We start from the raw sequence: 15,007 nt of genomic DNA, 5'->3' as shown, positions 1-15,007 counted from the left end.
TTACGTCGCTGGGGTTCGCCGAGCGCGACTGCCCCTTTGAGTCCCACCCGACCGCACGGCACCGCAGCCTCAGGCCTCCCCAGCCTCGTCGCTCGCTCGGGGCTCCCTTCGGTCGCCCCCTCGCGTCGCGACTCCCTCGCGCGTGCTTCTCGGCCGCGGGGCGGCCTCGAAGGCACGCGCCACCGCACCGTTTGTCGTTTATATACCGTCTCTCCGCCGCCGAGCCTCCCCGATCAGCCCTCGAAGCCGTCCTCCCACCGGAACGTCCCGTTCCGCTGGACGACCTCACCGTCGATCTCCAGCCGGGAGTCCGCGCTCACGTCGCTGATCATGTCGACGTGGACCGCGCTGTCGTTGCCGGACTCGCCCTCCGGCAGGCAGGCGTCGTAGGCGCGGCCGACCGCGAGGTGGATCGTGTCGCCCATCTTCTCGTCGAAGAGGATCGAGTCGGTGAACCGGTCGATCCCGCGGTTCATCCCGATGCCGAGCTCGCCGAGCCGCCGGGCGCCGGCGTCGGTGTCGAGCACGCTCGCGAGCGCGTCCTCGCCGGCGCCGGCCGAGAAGTCGACGACCTCGCCGTCCTCGAAGACGAGGTGCACGTCCCGGACGCGGGTCGCGTCGATCGTCATCGGCACGTCGAAGAACGCCTCCCCCTCGGTGTCGTAGGGCGCGGTGAACACCTCGCCGGAGGGGAGGTTGTGGGAGTCGTACGCCACGGAGGCGGCGGAGTTGACCGCGGTGCGGCCCGCGATCGACATCGTGATGTCCGTGTCGGGCGCGTCGTCGCGCTCGGTGACGATCCGTACCTCGTCGCCCCGATCGAGGGCGTCTTTCATCGCCGCCATCTCGTCGGCGAGCGCCTCCCAGTCGCGGAGCACCGCGTCGTAGACGAACTCTTGGTACTCCTCGTAGGCCATCCCGGCCTGCTGGGCGAGCGAGCGCGTGGGATGGACCGTCGACACCCAGTCGGTGTCCATCCGCGCCTCGCGCACGCCCCGCCGCGCTTTCGCGTACGCCTGCCGCGTCTCGCTTTCCACGTCCGCGGTCGCGGTGGTGTTGCGCCCGCCGCCGATCCGGAGGTAGGCGTCCGCGGCCTCGAACAGCGCGCGCTCGACGGCCGGGTCGTCGTCGAAGGAGGGGACGTCGCCGTCGGCCCCCGCCTCGGCGCCTTTCAGGTACGCCCGCGACAGCTCCGCCGACCCGTACAGCGTCGTGACGTTGGCCCCTCGCTCGCCGAGCGCCTCAGCGACCGCGACGCCGAGGTCGTGGGCGTCCTCGGCGACGCTCACGACCACGTCGTCGCCGGCCTCGACCCGCGCGCTCCAGTCGACGAGCACTTCCGCGTGTTCGCGTACGCGTTCGTCCATGCCGTGAGGTGTCGGTCCCCCGGTAAAAATCCCTCCTCGTCGGCCGCACGCGCCGGGACGCGGTCCCGACCGCCCGCCGAACCGGCCGTCTCGGCCGTCGCCGTCGTCAGCGAAACCTGCCCCGGTGCCGGCCGCTTATGTGCGCGCACCCGAAGTGGTAGGACATGAACGAGGAGTCACCCGCGGACAGACGCTCTCCCGTCGGCGAGCCCGTCGTCCGGGCGGACCCGGAGGTCACGGGCGAGCGCGCCGCCGAGGCGGTGGGGTTCGACCCCGACGACCCCGAGAGCGTCGCCGAAGCGGCCGAGACGGTCGCCCGCTTCGCGGCCGGCGACGTTGGCGACGACGACCACGTGCTGATGCTCCGGGGGGCGGCCGCCTGCGCCGCGCTGGTCCGCGGCGTCGGCTCGTACAAGGCGGCCGCCGAGCGCGCCGGCGACGGCGTCTCGGTGGCGTTCATCCGCAAGTGGGCCCGCGTCCACGACCTCCCGCAGGCGATCCGCCGGCAGGTCGCGAGCGGGCAGATTGCACCGAGCGCGGCGAAACACGTCGCGCGCCTCGGCGGGACCGACCGCTACCTGCTGGCCTGGGCGACGATCGACGGCGACCTCACGGTCCGGGAGGTGCGCTCCATCGCCTCCGCCGTCAACGACGGCGAGGACGTCGAGGCCGCGGTCCGCGAGGCGGGCGTCGAGCTCGGCCGCGTCGAGATCGGGCTCCCGCTCGACGCCTACGTGGAGCTCAGGCGCCGCGCCTCGAACCGGAACGTCGACCCCGGCGACCTCGTCGCGGAGGCGCTCGCCGACTACTTCTCCGAGTCTGACGCGGCGTAATCTCCCGATCTGGCCGCGGAGTGTCCCTCCGGTCCGGCCGCGTACCCCGCCGCGAACCGGCCGACCGCGGCCGCGATCGCCTCGCGCCCCCGTTCGACCTCCTCCCACGCGATCGTCTCGTCCGGGTAGTGCGCCTCCGTGATCGTGCCGGGACCGAACAGGACCGTCGGGATCCCCGCCGCGACGTAGTGTCTGGAGTCGGCGCCGTAGGTCGCGCCGGTCGGCTCCGCGTCGGGGAGGCCGGCGTCGGCGATCCCGGCGCGGACCGCCTCGACGATCGGCTCGTCGACGGCGATCTCCGCGGGCTCGAACTGCACCGAGAACCGCTCGAACGACGGCGGGTGCTCGCGGAGCCACGGGTCGTCGTCGGCCACCTCTGCGAGTCGCTCGCGGAACGTCTCCTCCACCTCGTCGACCGTCTCGCCGGGCGCCACGCCGATCCGGAACTCCGCGGAGAGCGTCGCCGGCACCGTCGACGCCCACGAGCCGGCCTCGACCGTCCCGCAGACGACGGGCCACGGGACCGGGAACTCGCCGTACAGGGGATGGTCGACCGCCTCGCCGCGCTCCGTCTCCAGCTCCGTGAACGCCTCCCGGATCGCCTCGAACCGCGGGAGCACGTCCTCGCCGCGCCAGCGCGTGGCGGCGTGCGCGCTCCGCCCGGTCAGCTCCAGCCGCGCCATCAGCGACCCCTCGCAGGCGACCACGGGACGCAGCTCGGTCGGCTCCGCGACGATCGCGGCGTCGCGCTCGAAGGGGTAGGGGTTCGCGAGCGCCGCGGTCGCGGCCCCGTACCCGCCGTCCTCCTCGCCGGCGACCGCCTCGACGACGACCCGGAGCCCCGCGTCCGGGAGGTCGATCGCGCCGGCCGCGACCGCCTCTCGCACGTCGACGGCCGCGCCGACGCACGCCGCGACCCCCGACTTCATGTCCGCCGCGCCGCGGGCCGTGAGGGTCTCGCCGCGCTCGTCGCCTGCGATCCCCTCCTCGGCCTCTCCCCACGCCGGTTCGAACGGATCGATCGACCACTCGGCGGGCTCGGCCGGCACCACGTCGATGTGACCGTTCAGGACGACCGTGGGGGCGTCGTCGGTCGCGTCCTCGCCGTCGCCTCCTCCTTCCTCGGTCCCGCCGAGTTCGAGCACGCCGGCGACGCTCCGGCGGCCCGCCACGTCGGACTCGTCGAGGTCGTCCGGGAAGGAGGGGTGGTCGGCGAGCAGGTCCGGGTCGGCGTCCCACGCGTACGTCTCGAAGCCGAGCGCGTCGAGCTCGCCTTCGACGAAGTCGGCGGCGGCCGCCTCCTCGCCGGCCGTGGAGGCGAACCGGCAGAGGTCGGCGGCGAACGCGCGCATGTCGAAGTCCATGCCGTCGGCGACGGCGGGGGCTCGGAAACCGTTTCGGATCGACGGGCGATCGCCCCGCCGCACGCGGTTTCTAAACGTTTATCCGTGGTCTCGCCGTACGGATTCCTGTCTGGGCCGGTAGCTCAGTTAGGGAGAGCGTCCGGCTTTTAACCGGACGGTCGGGGGTTCGAATCCCTCCCGGCCCGTTTTCCTGCGACCAACGGGAGCAGTGAAAACGCCAGAGGGATTCGAACCAGGGAGCACGCAGCGCCGAGCGGAGCGAGGCGACCGTGCGAGTGGGGTTCGAATCCCTCCCGGCCCGCTGTACCGCCGCGAGCAAACTGTGAGCCGCGAGGCCGCCGACCGCGTCGAGGCCGCGGTCACCGCGTCTCGCCGACCCACTCCAACGCCGCCCGCCGGCGGTCGAGCAGCGTCCCGAGGTGATCGGCGTCGACGGTCTCCAGCGTCCCGCCGCTTTCCTGGACGAGCGACCGAACCGGCGGAAGCGGCGTGTTCTCGTCGCCCGTGCCGTGCCAGGCGCGGAGGGGGACGCCCGACGGGTTGGGATCGAGCGTCGCGCTCGCGAACGACCGGTTTTCGCGCTCGACCGCGCGGGCGCCGCGGTCGAGGGCCTCGTGAAAGTCGGCCGCGACCGCCTCGGCGACCGCGTCGGATACGGTCCGGCCCGTGTACTGCGAGACGACCGCGTTCGGCCCGGAGACCGACGCGAACGCCTTCGAGAGGCGGAACATCGCGCGCAGCGCGAACGGGACCGACGCCAGCGTGGCGAGGGCGTTCTCGGCCGGGGGGACGACGGTGCTGATCAGGCCGACTCGGGTCACTCGATCGTCGGCCGCGGCCGCGAGCGCGAACGGACCGCCGCCGGAGAAGCCGAGCGCGCCGGCCAGGTCGATCGATTCCGCGTCGAGGAGCTCGGTCACGTCCGCCGCCCACTCTTCTCTCGACCACTCGCTCGGTGGCGGCGACGACCGACCGTATCCCGGCCGATCGGGGACGAGGAGCCGGACGCCGGCCTCGGTCGCGGGCGCCGACAACAGCGCTCCGAACAGCCGCGACCCCGGCGTGCCGTGGTGAACGACGACCGGGTGACCGTCCGGGTCGCCGCCGGTCGCGTACGAGAGGGTACGTCCGTCGGAGAGGGTACACGCGTCCGTCCGGAGATCGGTTGGGCGGGGCGTCATGATGGGACCTACGCGCCGCTTCTCGGAGGGGCGGCAAACGGGTTGCGGTCTCGCGGCCTCGACGCCGCGAACCGCGGCGCTCACGGCGGTGAAAACCGGGGGAAAGGGGAGCGTGTCGCCGTCGACCGACGGCGTATTCGTGTTTCAGTACCCGAGCTGTTCGCGCACGAGGACGACCGTCGTCCGGCCCTCCTCGGTCTCGCGGCGGTAGATGAGCTGCTTGGCGATCGCCGACTCGACGCCGTACGCCTCCTGCGCGCGCTCGTTCTCGAGCGGGTACGCGACGGACTCGAGGCGGTCGAGCGCGTCGTCGAGCGAGGGGACGATCTTGTTCGTCCCGGAGACGATGACGACGTTGCCCGCGGCGAACGGGTACGCGCCGATCCGGCTGCCCGAGAGGTCGGCGGCGACGAGCTCGCCGGTCTGCGCGATCGCGTTGATGCCGCCGAGGAAGTAGTCGGCCGTCTGTGACTCCCGTCGCGCGGTCTGTCGCTCGTCGTCGTCGTCGATGCTCCAGATCTGGTCGGGGAGGCTCTCCCATTCGTGGTCGCCCTCGCCGAGCAGGTCGTCGAACCCGATCTCCTCGAGCGTCGTCGAGTGCCCGTTCATCACGGAGACGCCCGCCGGAATCTGCGACTGGACCGCCTCCAACGCCTCGTCGGCGTCGTCGACGACGACCACGTCGAAGCCGCGCTCCTCGAGGCTTTCGACCGTCGCCTCGACCGTCTCCTCGTCCGGAAGCTCGTCTAGTTCCGCGTCGATCTCGGCGTCGTCTGCGTAGTCGGCTTTCTGCTGTGGCATGGTGAACGTGAGAACCTCGTCTACCGATCGGAGGGCCGGGAGCCACTTAATCGCTCGCGGACACCGCTGTCCGGTGGTTACGCGGGTGTTACCCTCGTGTCGCCGCCGACGAATGTGCGGGTCGATACCGATGATCGCGGTCGATCGACGAGCGCGTCGCTCTCCGGTCGAGTCGTCGATAAAAATCGCGTGTCGTCGGGGCCCGAAGGGGCGCGCGACGGTCGGTCGGAAGGCGGTTCGGTGAAGCGGCTGCGGTCGGGATCAGGGGGCGTGTGAGTTCTCGCCGAACTTCACACCTCGCGGGTCGCGTGCGCTCCCCGCTCGGTATCGAGGTTCTTTCAGAACCTCGCTTACATCGCGCCGCCCATGCCGCCCATGCCGCCCATGCCGCCCATGCCGCCGGGCGCGCCGCCGGGACCGCCCTCGTCGCCGCCGTCGTCGGAGCCGCCGCCCTTGAGGTCGCCGGCCGCGATGACGTCGTCGATGCGGAGGATCATGACGGCCGCCTCGGTGGCGGACTCGATGGCCTGGGTCTTGACGCGGAGCGGCTCCACGACGCCTTCGGCCTCCATGTCGATCACGTCGCCCGTGTAGGCGTCGAGACCGGCGCCGAACTCGCCGCCGTCGTGGCGGGAGCGGAGGTCGACCAGCGAGTCGATGGGGTCGAGACCCGCGTTCTCGGCGAGGGTGCGCGGGATGACTTCCAGCGCGTCGGCGAACGCCTCGACGGCGAGCTGCTCGCGGCCGCCGACGGAGTCGGCGAAGTCGCGAAGCTGCAGCGCGAGCTCGGCCTCGGGGGCGCCGCCGCCGGGCAGCACCTTCCCGTCGAGCAGCGTCGTGCGGACGACGCCGAGCGAGTCGTCGATGGCGCGCTCGACCTCGTCGACGACGTGTTCGGTGCCGCCGCGGAGGATGAGCGTGACGGACTTCGCCTCTTCGACGTCCTCGACGAAGATGCGCTCGTCGCCGCCGATGTCCTTCTGGGCGACGGAGCCGGCGAAGCCGAGGTCGTCCTCCTCGATGTCGTCGAGGTTGGAGACGACGCGGCCGCCGGTCGCGCGGGCGAGGCGCTTCAGGTCGTCGGACTTCGCGCGGCGGACGGCGAGGATGCCTTCCTGCGCGAGGTAGTGCTGGGCCATGTCGTCGATGCCGTCACCGACGAAGACGACGTCGGCGCCGATGTCGACGAGGTGGTCGACCATCTCGCGGAGCTGCTCCTCTTCCTGGTCGAGGAACTGCTGGAGCTGGTCGGGGTCCGTGACGTTGACCTCGGCGTCGATCTCCGTCTCCTTGACCTCGATAGCGCCGTCGAACAGCGCCACGTCGGCGTCCTCGACCGCGAAGGGCATGTTCTCGTCGACGCGCTCCTTGTCGACGATGACGCCCTCGACGAGCTCGGACTTGTCGATCGAGCTGCCGACGACCTTCTCGACGGAGACGTTCTCCGTGTCGATGCCGTCCTCGTCTTTGACCGCGAGCACGGAGTCGACGACGAGCTCGGCGAGCAGGTCCTTGGAGTTCTCGGCGCCCTTGCCCGTCATCGCCGTCTCGGCGATCTGGACGAGGGTGTCGTAGTCGTCCTCGGAGACGTCGATGGCCTCGTCCTCGATGATCTCCTTGGCCTTCTCGGCGGCCTGACGGTACCCCTGCGCGAGGGTCGTCGCGTGGATGTCCTGGTCGAGGAGCTCCTCGGCCTGATCGAGGAGTTCACCGGCGACCACGACCGCGGAGGTGGTGCCGTCGCCGACCTCCTCCTCCTGCGTCTCGGAGACCTCGACGATCATGTTGGCCGCCGGGTGGTCGATGTCCATCTCCTTCAGGATGGTGACGCCGTCGTTCGTGACGACGACGGACCCGCCGGAGTCGACGAGCATCTTGTCCATCCCTTTCGGGCCGAGCGTGGTGCGGACGGACTCCGCGACCGCCTTGCCGGCCGTGATGTTCATGTTCTGAGCGTCCTTCCCGGAGGTACGCTGCGACTCCTCGGAAAGTACGATCATGGGCTGATTGCCCATCCGCTGGCGCTGTGACATTACAGCCATTGATTGATTGTGATTCTATATAAATGTGTCGTTCAGTTCGTGCGAAACCGCAACACGGTGGGGGAGTATCGGACGGTATGCGGTGCGTTCACATAGCCCTTTTTATAGAACTCTAGATCAACTGCTGGACGCAAGATGCTTATAAACGGACCGCGGTGGCGCGTGCCTGCGAGCGGCGCGAAGCGCCGCGAGACAGCACGCGCGAGGGACGCCGCGAGCGACGCGGGCGACCGGAGGGAGCCCCGAGCGAGCGGCGAGGCTGGGGAGGTGTGAGGTGCGGTTGCTGTGCGGGGTGGGACTCGAAGGGGCAGTCGCGAGGCGGGCGCAGGCGACGCAAGCACCGCAGCGAAGGAGCGGTAGCGACCGAGTGAGGAGCGTGGTTCGAGACGCCTCCGGCGTCTCGTCATCGCCAGAAATCGGAGATTTCTGGCTAGCAGTCAGAACGCTTCGCGTTCTGACGACATCACGAAAGGCGCTTCGCGCCTTTCGAACGACAGCGAGCGTGCGCCCGCCTCGTGACTGGGGCTTTGGGGAGTTCGCCGTCGATCTGTGGTCAGGTGTTTATAAGTGAGCGCCTGGGGCTTTGGAGGAGTTCTCTACATCACAAATAAAAGCAATATAAACAAAAAGCGACGCCGCCCGCAAGACCGAGAAACTCTGCCGATTACTGCGGCGCGTTGAAGCTCACGTCGTCGTCGAGCTCGTTCGACATGCGCTCTAGGTACGAGTACACCGCGCCGTGGGGGGCCCCGTCCAGCAGCATCCCGACGGCCCGCCGAACGACCTCGATCTCCTCCGGCTGACCGACGGCGCCCACGGTGGAACCGTAGACAACGACGTTCGCGCCCGACAGCTCCTCGATGAGCTCCCGCGTGCGCCCGTTCTCGCCGATGATCCGGCCCTTCTTGCGCTGGAGGTCGTTGTCGTTGCGGGTGTGCTCGGACAGGTCGATCAAATCGAGCGTCCGGAGGTCGTGGTCGAGGATCGAAAGCGCCGTCTCCGGCTTGAAGCCGCGCCCGATCGCCTTAATGATGTCCGGCGCCACCATCGCGGCCACCGGGTCGTCGCGCTCCTCGATGGCGACGCTGCCCGACTCCGAGTCGATGTCGAGCCGCACGTTCGCCCGCTCTTCGATCTCCCGCATCGTCTCGCCGCCGGCGCCGATGACGACGCCGATACGGTCCTGCGGAACCGTCACGTGTTGCATACGCCGAACTACCCGCCCGAGCCTTTTAAGCGTGTTCCGCCGTCGGCGGTGTGCGCCTCAGTACCGGGCGGTTGCGGCCTGCTCGCGGGGGTTCCGCCCCTCACGTCTCGTCGGGAGAGCCGTCGGGTGCCTCTCCGCTCGGGTCCGGTTCCGGCTCCGTCACGTACGCGCGGAGGTCGTCGGGGTCGACGTCGATCCCCTCCCGCGTGAAGAAGGCCGCCACGTTCTCGCAGTCGCGCGCTAAGAACTCCCCGGCGTTCGGGTGGTGGACCGTCACGGCCTGGCCCAGGTCGATGATCACCAGCTCGCCGTCGTGGATGATCATGTTGTACTCGGAGAGGTCGCCGTGGATCAGCCCGGCGCGGTAGAGCCGGCGCATGTACTCGCGGACGACCTCGTAGGCGGTCTCGGGGTTCTCCACGTCGACCTCGTTCAGCCGTCGCGCCCGGTCCTCGGCGTGCCCGACGAGCTCCATCACGAGGACGTTCCGCTGGACCGCGATCGGTTCGGGCACCCGCACGCCCGCCTTGCGCGCGCGTTCGAGGTTCGCGAACTCCTTGCGCGTCCACGCCAGCACGACCGCCTTCTTGTCGCTCGCGATCCCCTCGAAGCGGGGGTCGCCCTCGAGGTACTCGCGCATGTGCCGGAAGTTCGAGGAATTGATCCGGTACACCTTCACCGCGACCTCGCGCTCGGGCGTGACCCCCTCGGGGCCGCCGCCCGCGGCCGCCGACCCCGGCTCGGGACGCTCGCCCGCCTGCCCGCCGAGCGCCTCGAAGACGCTCGCCTCTTTCCCGGTCGACACCGGCCCACCGAAGGCGTCGACGTAGCCGTCCTGCACGAGCTTGTAGATGGCCGCCAGCGTCGCGTCGTCGAACACCGACTCCTGGAGTTTGAACTGCTCGGTGTCTTTGATCCGCTTGCGGAACTCGTCGAACTCCCGGTCCTGTCGGCGGGCGATCCGGTCCGCCTCCGTGTCGGAGACGTCCAGCTGTTCCCACTCGTCACCGGGCTGATCGTCGGGTTCGAGCAGGACGAACTCCTCGCTCATTCGCGTCGATGTTCGACGCGACGAGGGATAAGCGAGGGGGTCCGCGGTTCCCGCCGACCGCCGCGGACCGCGGCTGCCGGGACCGCGGTCGTCGTCCTCACAGCACGTCGAGCGCGTCTTCGACCGGCATGTGGCCGTCCCGGACCGCCTCCAGAATCCCTCGGCGCTCCTCCGTCTCGGGATCGATCGGATCCTCGCCGCTGTCACCCTCTTCCCCGACCTCGCCGAGCGTCACCTTCTCGGTCTCGCCGACGAACTCGGGGAAGTCGGTGCCGTCCGCGAGCGCCGTCTCCTTTTTCACCCGGTACGACCCGGCGTCGGTGGTGTACAGGTCGCCGGGGTGGAAGAAGTACCAGTCCTCGCGGTCGAACCGCACCGCGATCCGGGCCTTCGCGCCGAAGTTCCGCGCGAAGAAGAGGAGCGCCTCCACCTCCTCGCCGGTGAGGTAGATGGGGTCGCCCGCGCTCGACTTCGCCTCGATCGCGTAGAACGTCTCGCCGTCGCCCGCGAGCACGTCTGGCAGCTCCCGCTCCGTCGCGGCGCCGCTGGCCGGGGCGCGCATCACGGCGAACCCCGCCTCGTCCAAGGCGTTCACCAGCTCGCGCTCGCGGCGGTCCCCCTTCCGGTTAGCGGACACGGTCGTCGTCACCCGGTTCGGTCATGGACGCCGTAGGCGTGAGGCGTTCAAAAGCCCGGCGGGTCGCGCGGCCCCCGATCCGTGGCCTGGGGCCGCCTCACTCGCCGGAGGCCTCCTCACTCGCCCGGGACCGCCTCACTCGCCCGGGGCCGCCTCACTCGCCCGGGGCCGCCTCACTCGCCCGGGACCGCCTCACTCCCGCAGCCGCTCCGCGTGCTCGACGACGACCCGCCCCAGCGTCTCCGTGCGCCGCCGGATGTCGTCGTCGGTGATCCGCGGTCCGGCGTCGGCGTCGCCCGTCTCGACGACCGACGAGGCGCCCCGGATCCCGACCTCGTGCGGGACCGTCCACGCGTGGACGTTCCGGAACGTCGACCGGAGGTGTTCGAGCGTCCCGCCGTACGACCCCCCGCCCGCGGTCGCGAGCAGTCCGACGGCGGTGTTCGCGTACTCGTCGGAGCCGCAGAAGTCGTGGAAGTTCTTGAACGTCGAGGAGTACGAGCCGCGGTAGACGGGGGTGCCGGCGAGCACGCCGTCGGCCTCGCGGACGCGCCGTGTCAGCGCCTCGCTGTCGCCCTGTCCGTCCTCGTCCGGGTGATACAGCGGGAGGTCGACCGCGCCCAGATCGATCAGGTCGGTCTCGGCGCCGGCGTCCGCCGCGGCGTCGAGCGCGACGCTGAGCGCCGCCCGCGTGGTGCTCGCCGTTCGGCGGCTGCCGGACACCGCCACGATTCGGGTCATGCCTCCGCTTCGCGTGCCGGGCGCAAAAGCGCGGCGAGTCCGGCGACGGCCGGAGCCGACGGGAGCCGACAACCGACTCCGTCCGAGGAGGACACCGGTCATTATTGTCCTCGCCGCCGACGTGGTCGACATGGATCAGATTGCCTTCGGCACGGACGGCTGGCGGGCCACCCTCGACACGTTCACCGACGAGCGCGTGCGGATCGTGGGGCAGGCGGTCGCCGACCACCTTGAGACGGCCGGCCGCGACGAGCCGGTCGCGGTCGGTTACGACGCCCGGGAGACCTCGGAGGGGTTCGCGGAGAGCCTCGCGGAGGTCATCTCCGGCAACGGCTTCGACGTGCTCCTCCCCGAGCGCGATGCGCCGACGCCCGTCATCGCGCACGCCATCGTCGACCGCGGGCTCGCCGGCGCCTGCATGATCACCGCCTCGCACAACCCGCCCGAGTACAACGGCGTGAAGTTCATCCCTGACGACGGCGCGCCCGCGCTCCCCGAGGTCACCGAGGACATCGAGGAGCGGCTCGCGGAGCCCGACCTGCTGCCCGCGGCCGAGCGCGGCGAGGTGTCGCGGGTCGACCTCGTGAGCGACCACGCCGACGCGGCCCGCGCGGTCGTCGGCGCCGCGACCGGAGGGGCGGGGATCGACCTCGACGGCGTCACGGTCGCGTACGACGCGATGCACGGGAGCGGACGGGGGGTCACCGACGCGCTCCTCGAGTCGGCCGGCGCCGAGGTCGTCCGGCTGCGCTGCGAGCGCGACGTGACCTTCGGCGGCGACTCCCCGGAGCCGTCGGCCGAGCACCTCGGCGAACTCACCGCTCGCGTCACCGATCCCGACAGCGACGTGGACCTGGGGATCGCCAACGACGGCGACGCGGACCGGATCGCGGTCGTCACGCCCGAGCGCGGCGTGCTCAACGCGAACCTCTTCTACGCCGCCTGCTACGACCGGCTCCTGGAGCACGACTCCGGGCCCGCGGTCCGAACCGTCTCCACGACGTTCCTCGTCGACCGCATCGCGGAGGCGCACGGCGAGGAGGTGTACGAGACCCCCGTCGGGTTCAAGTGGGTCGCCGAGGCGATGGGCGAGCGCGACGCGCTGTTCGGCGGCGAGGAGTCGGGGGGGTTCACCCTCCGCGGCCACGTCCGCGAGAAGGACGGCGTGCTGATGGCGCTTTTGGCCGCGAACACCCACGCCGCGGAGCCGTTCGACGACCGCGTCGACCGCCTGCTGGACGAGCACGGGGCGATCGCCTCCGGGCGGGTGTCGCTCGACTGCCCCGACGACCGCAAGGCGGCCGTCCTCGACGACCTGGAGGACCACATCCCCGAGTCGGTCGCCGGGCACGGCGTCGCGAAGGTGGTCACCCTCGACGGCTTCAAGCTCCTCTTGGAGAACGGCTCGTGGCTGCTCGTCCGTCCCTCGGGAACGGAGCCGAAGCTCCGGGTGTACGCCGAGGCCGACTCGGAGGCGGCGGTCGACGACCTGCTCGCCGAGGGCCGCGAGATCGTCGACCCGCTGATCTGAGCGGTTTCGGAGCACCGGGCGGCGTCCGGGAGACCGACCGCTCGACGACTTTCAGTTCCGCCTTGCATTCGGCTCGAATACTTATGAATTAACTCCGTATCGTCGCGTGCGGTCGCCGAGTCGGCCGCAGTCGTTCCATGTCCGACGAGATCCCCGCACCCCCGACGCTCAACGAACCGACCGGTGCACCGATCGACGAGCCGAGCGCGACCCGCGGAGCGAACTCGCCTCGGAACCCACGAGACAACAGCGATCGAGACGAGAACGGCCGAGACGAGAGCGGCCGAGACGACGACCGCCCCCGCGACGGCGTCGACCCTCCCGAGGAGGGGGAGCGCGATCGGTCGGGCCCCGATCGGTCGGAACGCGACCGGGCCAAGACCGACCCGTCCGAGACCGACGACGAGTGCGACCCCGAGTCGGTCGAATACCGGATCGAGCGCCTCCGACTGTTGCGGATCGTGGTCACGCTCGCGGTCGTCGTCGCCCGGCTGATCCGGTCGTTTTGAGCGTTTCCGTGCCGGTCCGATCGGGTGCCTTTTTAGGTGATTCGCCGTTATCCAATGCCATGTCAGACAGGGCTGTGGAGGTGAGCGGCTGAATGGCAGCCCTTGCTCTTACCGTCCTCGAAATCGCCGCGATCTCGGTCCCGCTGATCGCGATCGTCGTCTATCAGCTTTTCAATTCCGACCTAGCCGACCAGATGCAAGACGACGTCTTGGAGTACGTCGCTCAACTCCTCATCGGAACCGGATTCCTGTTTCTGATCAGTATCGTGGCAGCGCTTCGATGGGCATTGGGCCTCTCGCTCTCCGATCCCGCGTTCATCGCCGTCACCACACTGTCGTTTGGGCTGTCTGCTCTCACCGTCTCTGTGCTCGTACTACCGATGAACCTGCTGGCGATCACGAGGAAGGACGGGGGACAACAGACTCTCTCGGATACGGCCACCAGCTCCGATAAGACAGAGGAAGATTTAGGAGCCCAGCGGAAGGAGTTAACAGACGAGAACGACCCCGAACGGGAACCAAACGACGAAACGTAGCGGTTTCCGCTCGACGAGTTCGAGAGACCATGGCAACGAGAGCCCTGAATAGACAGGATGTCGATCGGCTGTTCAAAGGCGTCACCGCAGCCATCATCAGCCTCGGCGTCGGGATGTTTCTCCTGGTGGCGGCCGCAATCTCAGGAAGCGGCATTTTCAACCTGATCGGGTACGCCGCACTCCTGTTCGCGTTCCTCTCGCTCGCGTGGATGAGCTGGCCGGCGTTCAAATAACTCATCCGCAAGGCGGATCCGAGATATCGGGCCGTACACTGATGTCATCGGGTCTGATCTCCCGATCTTGTGATCTCGTCGTCGGAAACGACTCGGCGGTCGTCGCCCGGCTGATCCGGTCGCTTTGAGCGTTTCCGTGCCGGTCCGATCGGGTGCCTTTTTAGGTGATACCGCCCTAGCCGAACGTATATGTTCAAGGCCATCGTGGGCGCGTCGACGCTACAGGACGCGCTCGATTCGGTGAGCGTGTTGGTCGACGAGTGCAAGATCCGCCTCAACGAGGAGGAGCTCTCCATCCGCGCCGTCGACCCCGCCAACGTCGGCATGGTCGACCTCACCCTCGAAGCCGCGGCGTTCGAGTCCTACGAGGCCGACGGCGGCGTCATCGGCGTCAACCTCGCCCGCCTCGAAGACATCGCCGGCATGGCCAACTCCGGCGACCTGATCCACCTCGAGCTCGACGAGGAGACCCGCAAGCTCCACATCGAGATCGACGGGCTCTCGTACACCCTCGCGCTCATCGACCCCGACTCCATCCGCCAGGAGCCGGACATCCCCGACCTCGACCTCGCCTCCGAGATCGTCGTCGAGGGCGCGCAGATCGACCGCGGGATCAAGGCCGCCGACATGGTCTCGGACCACATCCGCCTGCGCGTCGACGAGACCGACGAGGCGTTCTTCATCGAGGCGGAGGGCGACACCGACGACGTCGACCTGCGGCTCGACCGCGAGGACCTCATCGCGCTCACCGCCGGCCCCGCCGACTCGCTGTTCAGCCTCGACTACCTCAAGGACATGAACAAGGCGATCCCCTCCGACGCCGAGGTCACCGTCGAGCTCGGTGAGGAGTTCCCCGTCAAGCTCCACTACGGGTTCGCCGAGGGGCTCGGCCATGTGACCTTCATGCTCGCCCCGCGCATCCAGAGCGACTGAAACGTCGAACTCCGAGTTTTGGAACCGTTACGGGCTGAACC

Annotated in this window: 15 protein-coding genes and 1 tRNA gene; 7 read left to right on the top strand and 9 right to left on the bottom strand. The window is 69.7% G+C overall.

The window, feature by feature from the left end; all coding sequences use genetic code 11:
* Positions 1–233: 233 nt before the first annotated feature.
* On the bottom strand, positions 234–1,367 hold the full coding sequence (locus CK500_RS09240; protein WP_095636941.1) for an aminopeptidase: 1,134 nt from the start codon (positions 1,365–1,367) through the stop codon (positions 234–236).
* Between the two features lie 164 nt (positions 1,368–1,531).
* On the opposite strand from CK500_RS09240, the gene CK500_RS09235 reads away from it, so the two are divergent.
* A complete protein-coding gene (locus tag CK500_RS09235; RefSeq protein ID WP_095636940.1) occupies positions 1,532–2,200 on the top strand; it encodes a DUF7119 family protein in 669 nt (222 codons plus the stop codon).
* Here CK500_RS09235 and CK500_RS09230 read toward each other — a convergent pair.
* Entirely contained in the window at positions 2,173–3,564 is a 1,392-nt protein-coding gene (locus CK500_RS09230) for a M20/M25/M40 family metallo-hydrolase (RefSeq protein WP_095636939.1), read from the bottom strand. The genes CK500_RS09235 and CK500_RS09230 overlap by 28 nt on opposite strands.
* A 111-nt stretch (positions 3,565–3,675) precedes the next feature.
* Between CK500_RS09230 and CK500_RS09225 the strand changes: the two genes are divergently transcribed.
* Positions 3,676–3,749, top strand: a tRNA-Lys gene (locus tag CK500_RS09225).
* A gap of 174 nt (positions 3,750–3,923) precedes the next feature.
* On the opposite strand, the gene CK500_RS09220 is transcribed toward CK500_RS09225, so the two are convergent.
* The 7 genes from CK500_RS09220 to CK500_RS09190 all read right to left on the bottom strand — a co-directional run bounded on the left by CK500_RS09220 (position 3,924) and on the right by CK500_RS09190 (position 11,224).
* Positions 3,924–4,745, bottom strand: coding sequence for an alpha/beta fold hydrolase (locus CK500_RS09220; protein ID WP_095636938.1), 822 nt, complete (start codon positions 4,743–4,745; stop codon positions 3,924–3,926).
* Between the two features lie 144 nt (positions 4,746–4,889).
* On the bottom strand, positions 4,890–5,546 hold the full coding sequence (locus CK500_RS09215; RefSeq protein ID WP_095636937.1) for a lactate utilization protein: 657 nt from the start codon (positions 5,544–5,546) through the stop codon (positions 4,890–4,892).
* 350 nt (positions 5,547–5,896) lie between these two features.
* Complete coding sequence (gene thsA / locus CK500_RS09210; RefSeq protein WP_095636936.1) at positions 5,897–7,546, bottom strand: thermosome subunit alpha; 1,650 nt, start codon at positions 7,544–7,546, stop codon at positions 5,897–5,899.
* A gap of 706 nt (positions 7,547–8,252) precedes the next feature.
* Positions 8,253–8,795 (bottom strand): KH domain-containing protein, encoded by a 543-nt coding sequence (locus CK500_RS09205; RefSeq protein ID WP_095636935.1) that lies wholly within the window; start codon positions 8,793–8,795, stop codon positions 8,253–8,255.
* Between the two features lie 100 nt (positions 8,796–8,895).
* The gene (gene rio1, locus CK500_RS09200) at positions 8,896–9,846 is read right to left on the bottom strand and encodes a serine/threonine-protein kinase Rio1 (RefSeq protein WP_095636934.1); all 951 of its coding nucleotides are present in this window, start codon (positions 9,844–9,846) and stop codon (positions 8,896–8,898) included.
* Between the two features lie 97 nt (positions 9,847–9,943).
* Complete coding sequence (gene hjc / locus CK500_RS09195) at positions 9,944–10,495, bottom strand: Holliday junction resolvase Hjc (RefSeq protein WP_095636933.1); 552 nt, start codon at positions 10,493–10,495, stop codon at positions 9,944–9,946.
* Between the two features lie 180 nt (positions 10,496–10,675).
* On the bottom strand, positions 10,676–11,224 hold the full coding sequence (locus CK500_RS09190) for an NADPH-dependent FMN reductase (RefSeq protein ID WP_095636932.1): 549 nt from the start codon (positions 11,222–11,224) through the stop codon (positions 10,676–10,678).
* Between the two features lie 130 nt (positions 11,225–11,354).
* Between CK500_RS09190 and CK500_RS09185 the strand changes: the two genes are divergently transcribed.
* From CK500_RS09185 to CK500_RS09165, 5 genes are all read left to right on the top strand, one after another.
* Positions 11,355–12,755, top strand: coding sequence for a phosphoglucomutase/phosphomannomutase family protein (locus tag CK500_RS09185; RefSeq protein ID WP_095636931.1), 1,401 nt, complete (start codon positions 11,355–11,357; stop codon positions 12,753–12,755).
* Positions 12,756–12,892: 137 nt separating this feature from the next.
* Positions 12,893–13,264, top strand: a complete 372-nt coding sequence (locus CK500_RS09180) for a hypothetical protein (RefSeq protein ID WP_095636930.1) — start codon at positions 12,893–12,895, stop codon at positions 13,262–13,264.
* Between the two features lie 92 nt (positions 13,265–13,356).
* Entirely contained in the window at positions 13,357–13,800 is a 444-nt protein-coding gene (locus tag CK500_RS09175) for a hypothetical protein (protein ID WP_095636929.1), read from the top strand.
* A gap of 29 nt (positions 13,801–13,829) precedes the next feature.
* Positions 13,830–14,033: a hypothetical protein gene (locus CK500_RS09170; protein WP_095636928.1), complete on the top strand. Its 204-nt coding sequence runs from the start codon at positions 13,830–13,832 to the stop codon at positions 14,031–14,033.
* A gap of 189 nt (positions 14,034–14,222) precedes the next feature.
* Positions 14,223–14,966 carry a DNA polymerase sliding clamp gene (locus CK500_RS09165; protein ID WP_095636927.1) on the top strand — a complete coding sequence of 248 codons (744 nt, stop codon included), beginning with the start codon at positions 14,223–14,225 and terminating at the stop codon, positions 14,964–14,966.
* Positions 14,967–15,007 lie beyond the last annotated feature (41 nt).

The organism is Halorubrum salipaludis (assembly GCF_002286985.1).
Classification (GTDB): domain Archaea; phylum Halobacteriota; class Halobacteria; order Halobacteriales; family Haloferacaceae; genus Halorubrum; species Halorubrum salipaludis.
The sequence above is the reverse complement of the archived record's forward strand: the minus strand, read 5'-3'. Positions and strand labels throughout refer to the sequence as shown.

Coding starts and splice junctions, on each gene's coding strand:
- CK500_RS09205 (WP_095636935.1), bottom strand. CDS start 8,795: ATGCAACACGTGACGGTTCCGCAGGACCGTATCGGCGTCGTCATCGGC.
- CK500_RS09230 (WP_095636939.1), bottom strand. CDS start 3,564: ATGGACTTCGACATGCGCGCGTTCGCCGCCGACCTCTGCCGGTTCGCC.
- CK500_RS09235 (WP_095636940.1), top strand. CDS start 1,532: ATGAACGAGGAGTCACCCGCGGACAGACGCTCTCCCGTCGGCGAGCCC.
- CK500_RS09175 (WP_095636929.1), top strand. CDS start 13,357: ATGGCAGCCCTTGCTCTTACCGTCCTCGAAATCGCCGCGATCTCGGTC.
- CK500_RS09190 (WP_095636932.1), bottom strand. CDS start 11,224: ATGACCCGAATCGTGGCGGTGTCCGGCAGCCGCCGAACGGCGAGCACC.
- CK500_RS09220 (WP_095636938.1), bottom strand. CDS start 4,745: ATGACGCCCCGCCCAACCGATCTCCGGACGGACGCGTGTACCCTCTCC.
- thsA (WP_095636936.1), bottom strand. CDS start 7,546: ATGATCGTACTTTCCGAGGAGTCGCAGCGTACCTCCGGGAAGGACGCT.
- CK500_RS09215 (WP_095636937.1), bottom strand. CDS start 5,546: ATGCCACAGCAGAAAGCCGACTACGCAGACGACGCCGAGATCGACGCG.
- CK500_RS09170 (WP_095636928.1), top strand. CDS start 13,830: ATGGCAACGAGAGCCCTGAATAGACAGGATGTCGATCGGCTGTTCAAA.
- rio1 (WP_095636934.1), bottom strand. CDS start 9,846: ATGAGCGAGGAGTTCGTCCTGCTCGAACCCGACGATCAGCCCGGTGAC.
- CK500_RS09165 (WP_095636927.1), top strand. CDS start 14,223: ATGTTCAAGGCCATCGTGGGCGCGTCGACGCTACAGGACGCGCTCGAT.
- CK500_RS09180 (WP_095636930.1), top strand. CDS start 12,893: ATGTCCGACGAGATCCCCGCACCCCCGACGCTCAACGAACCGACCGGT.
- CK500_RS09240 (WP_095636941.1), bottom strand. CDS start 1,367: ATGGACGAACGCGTACGCGAACACGCGGAAGTGCTCGTCGACTGGAGC.
- CK500_RS09185 (WP_095636931.1), top strand. CDS start 11,355: ATGGATCAGATTGCCTTCGGCACGGACGGCTGGCGGGCCACCCTCGAC.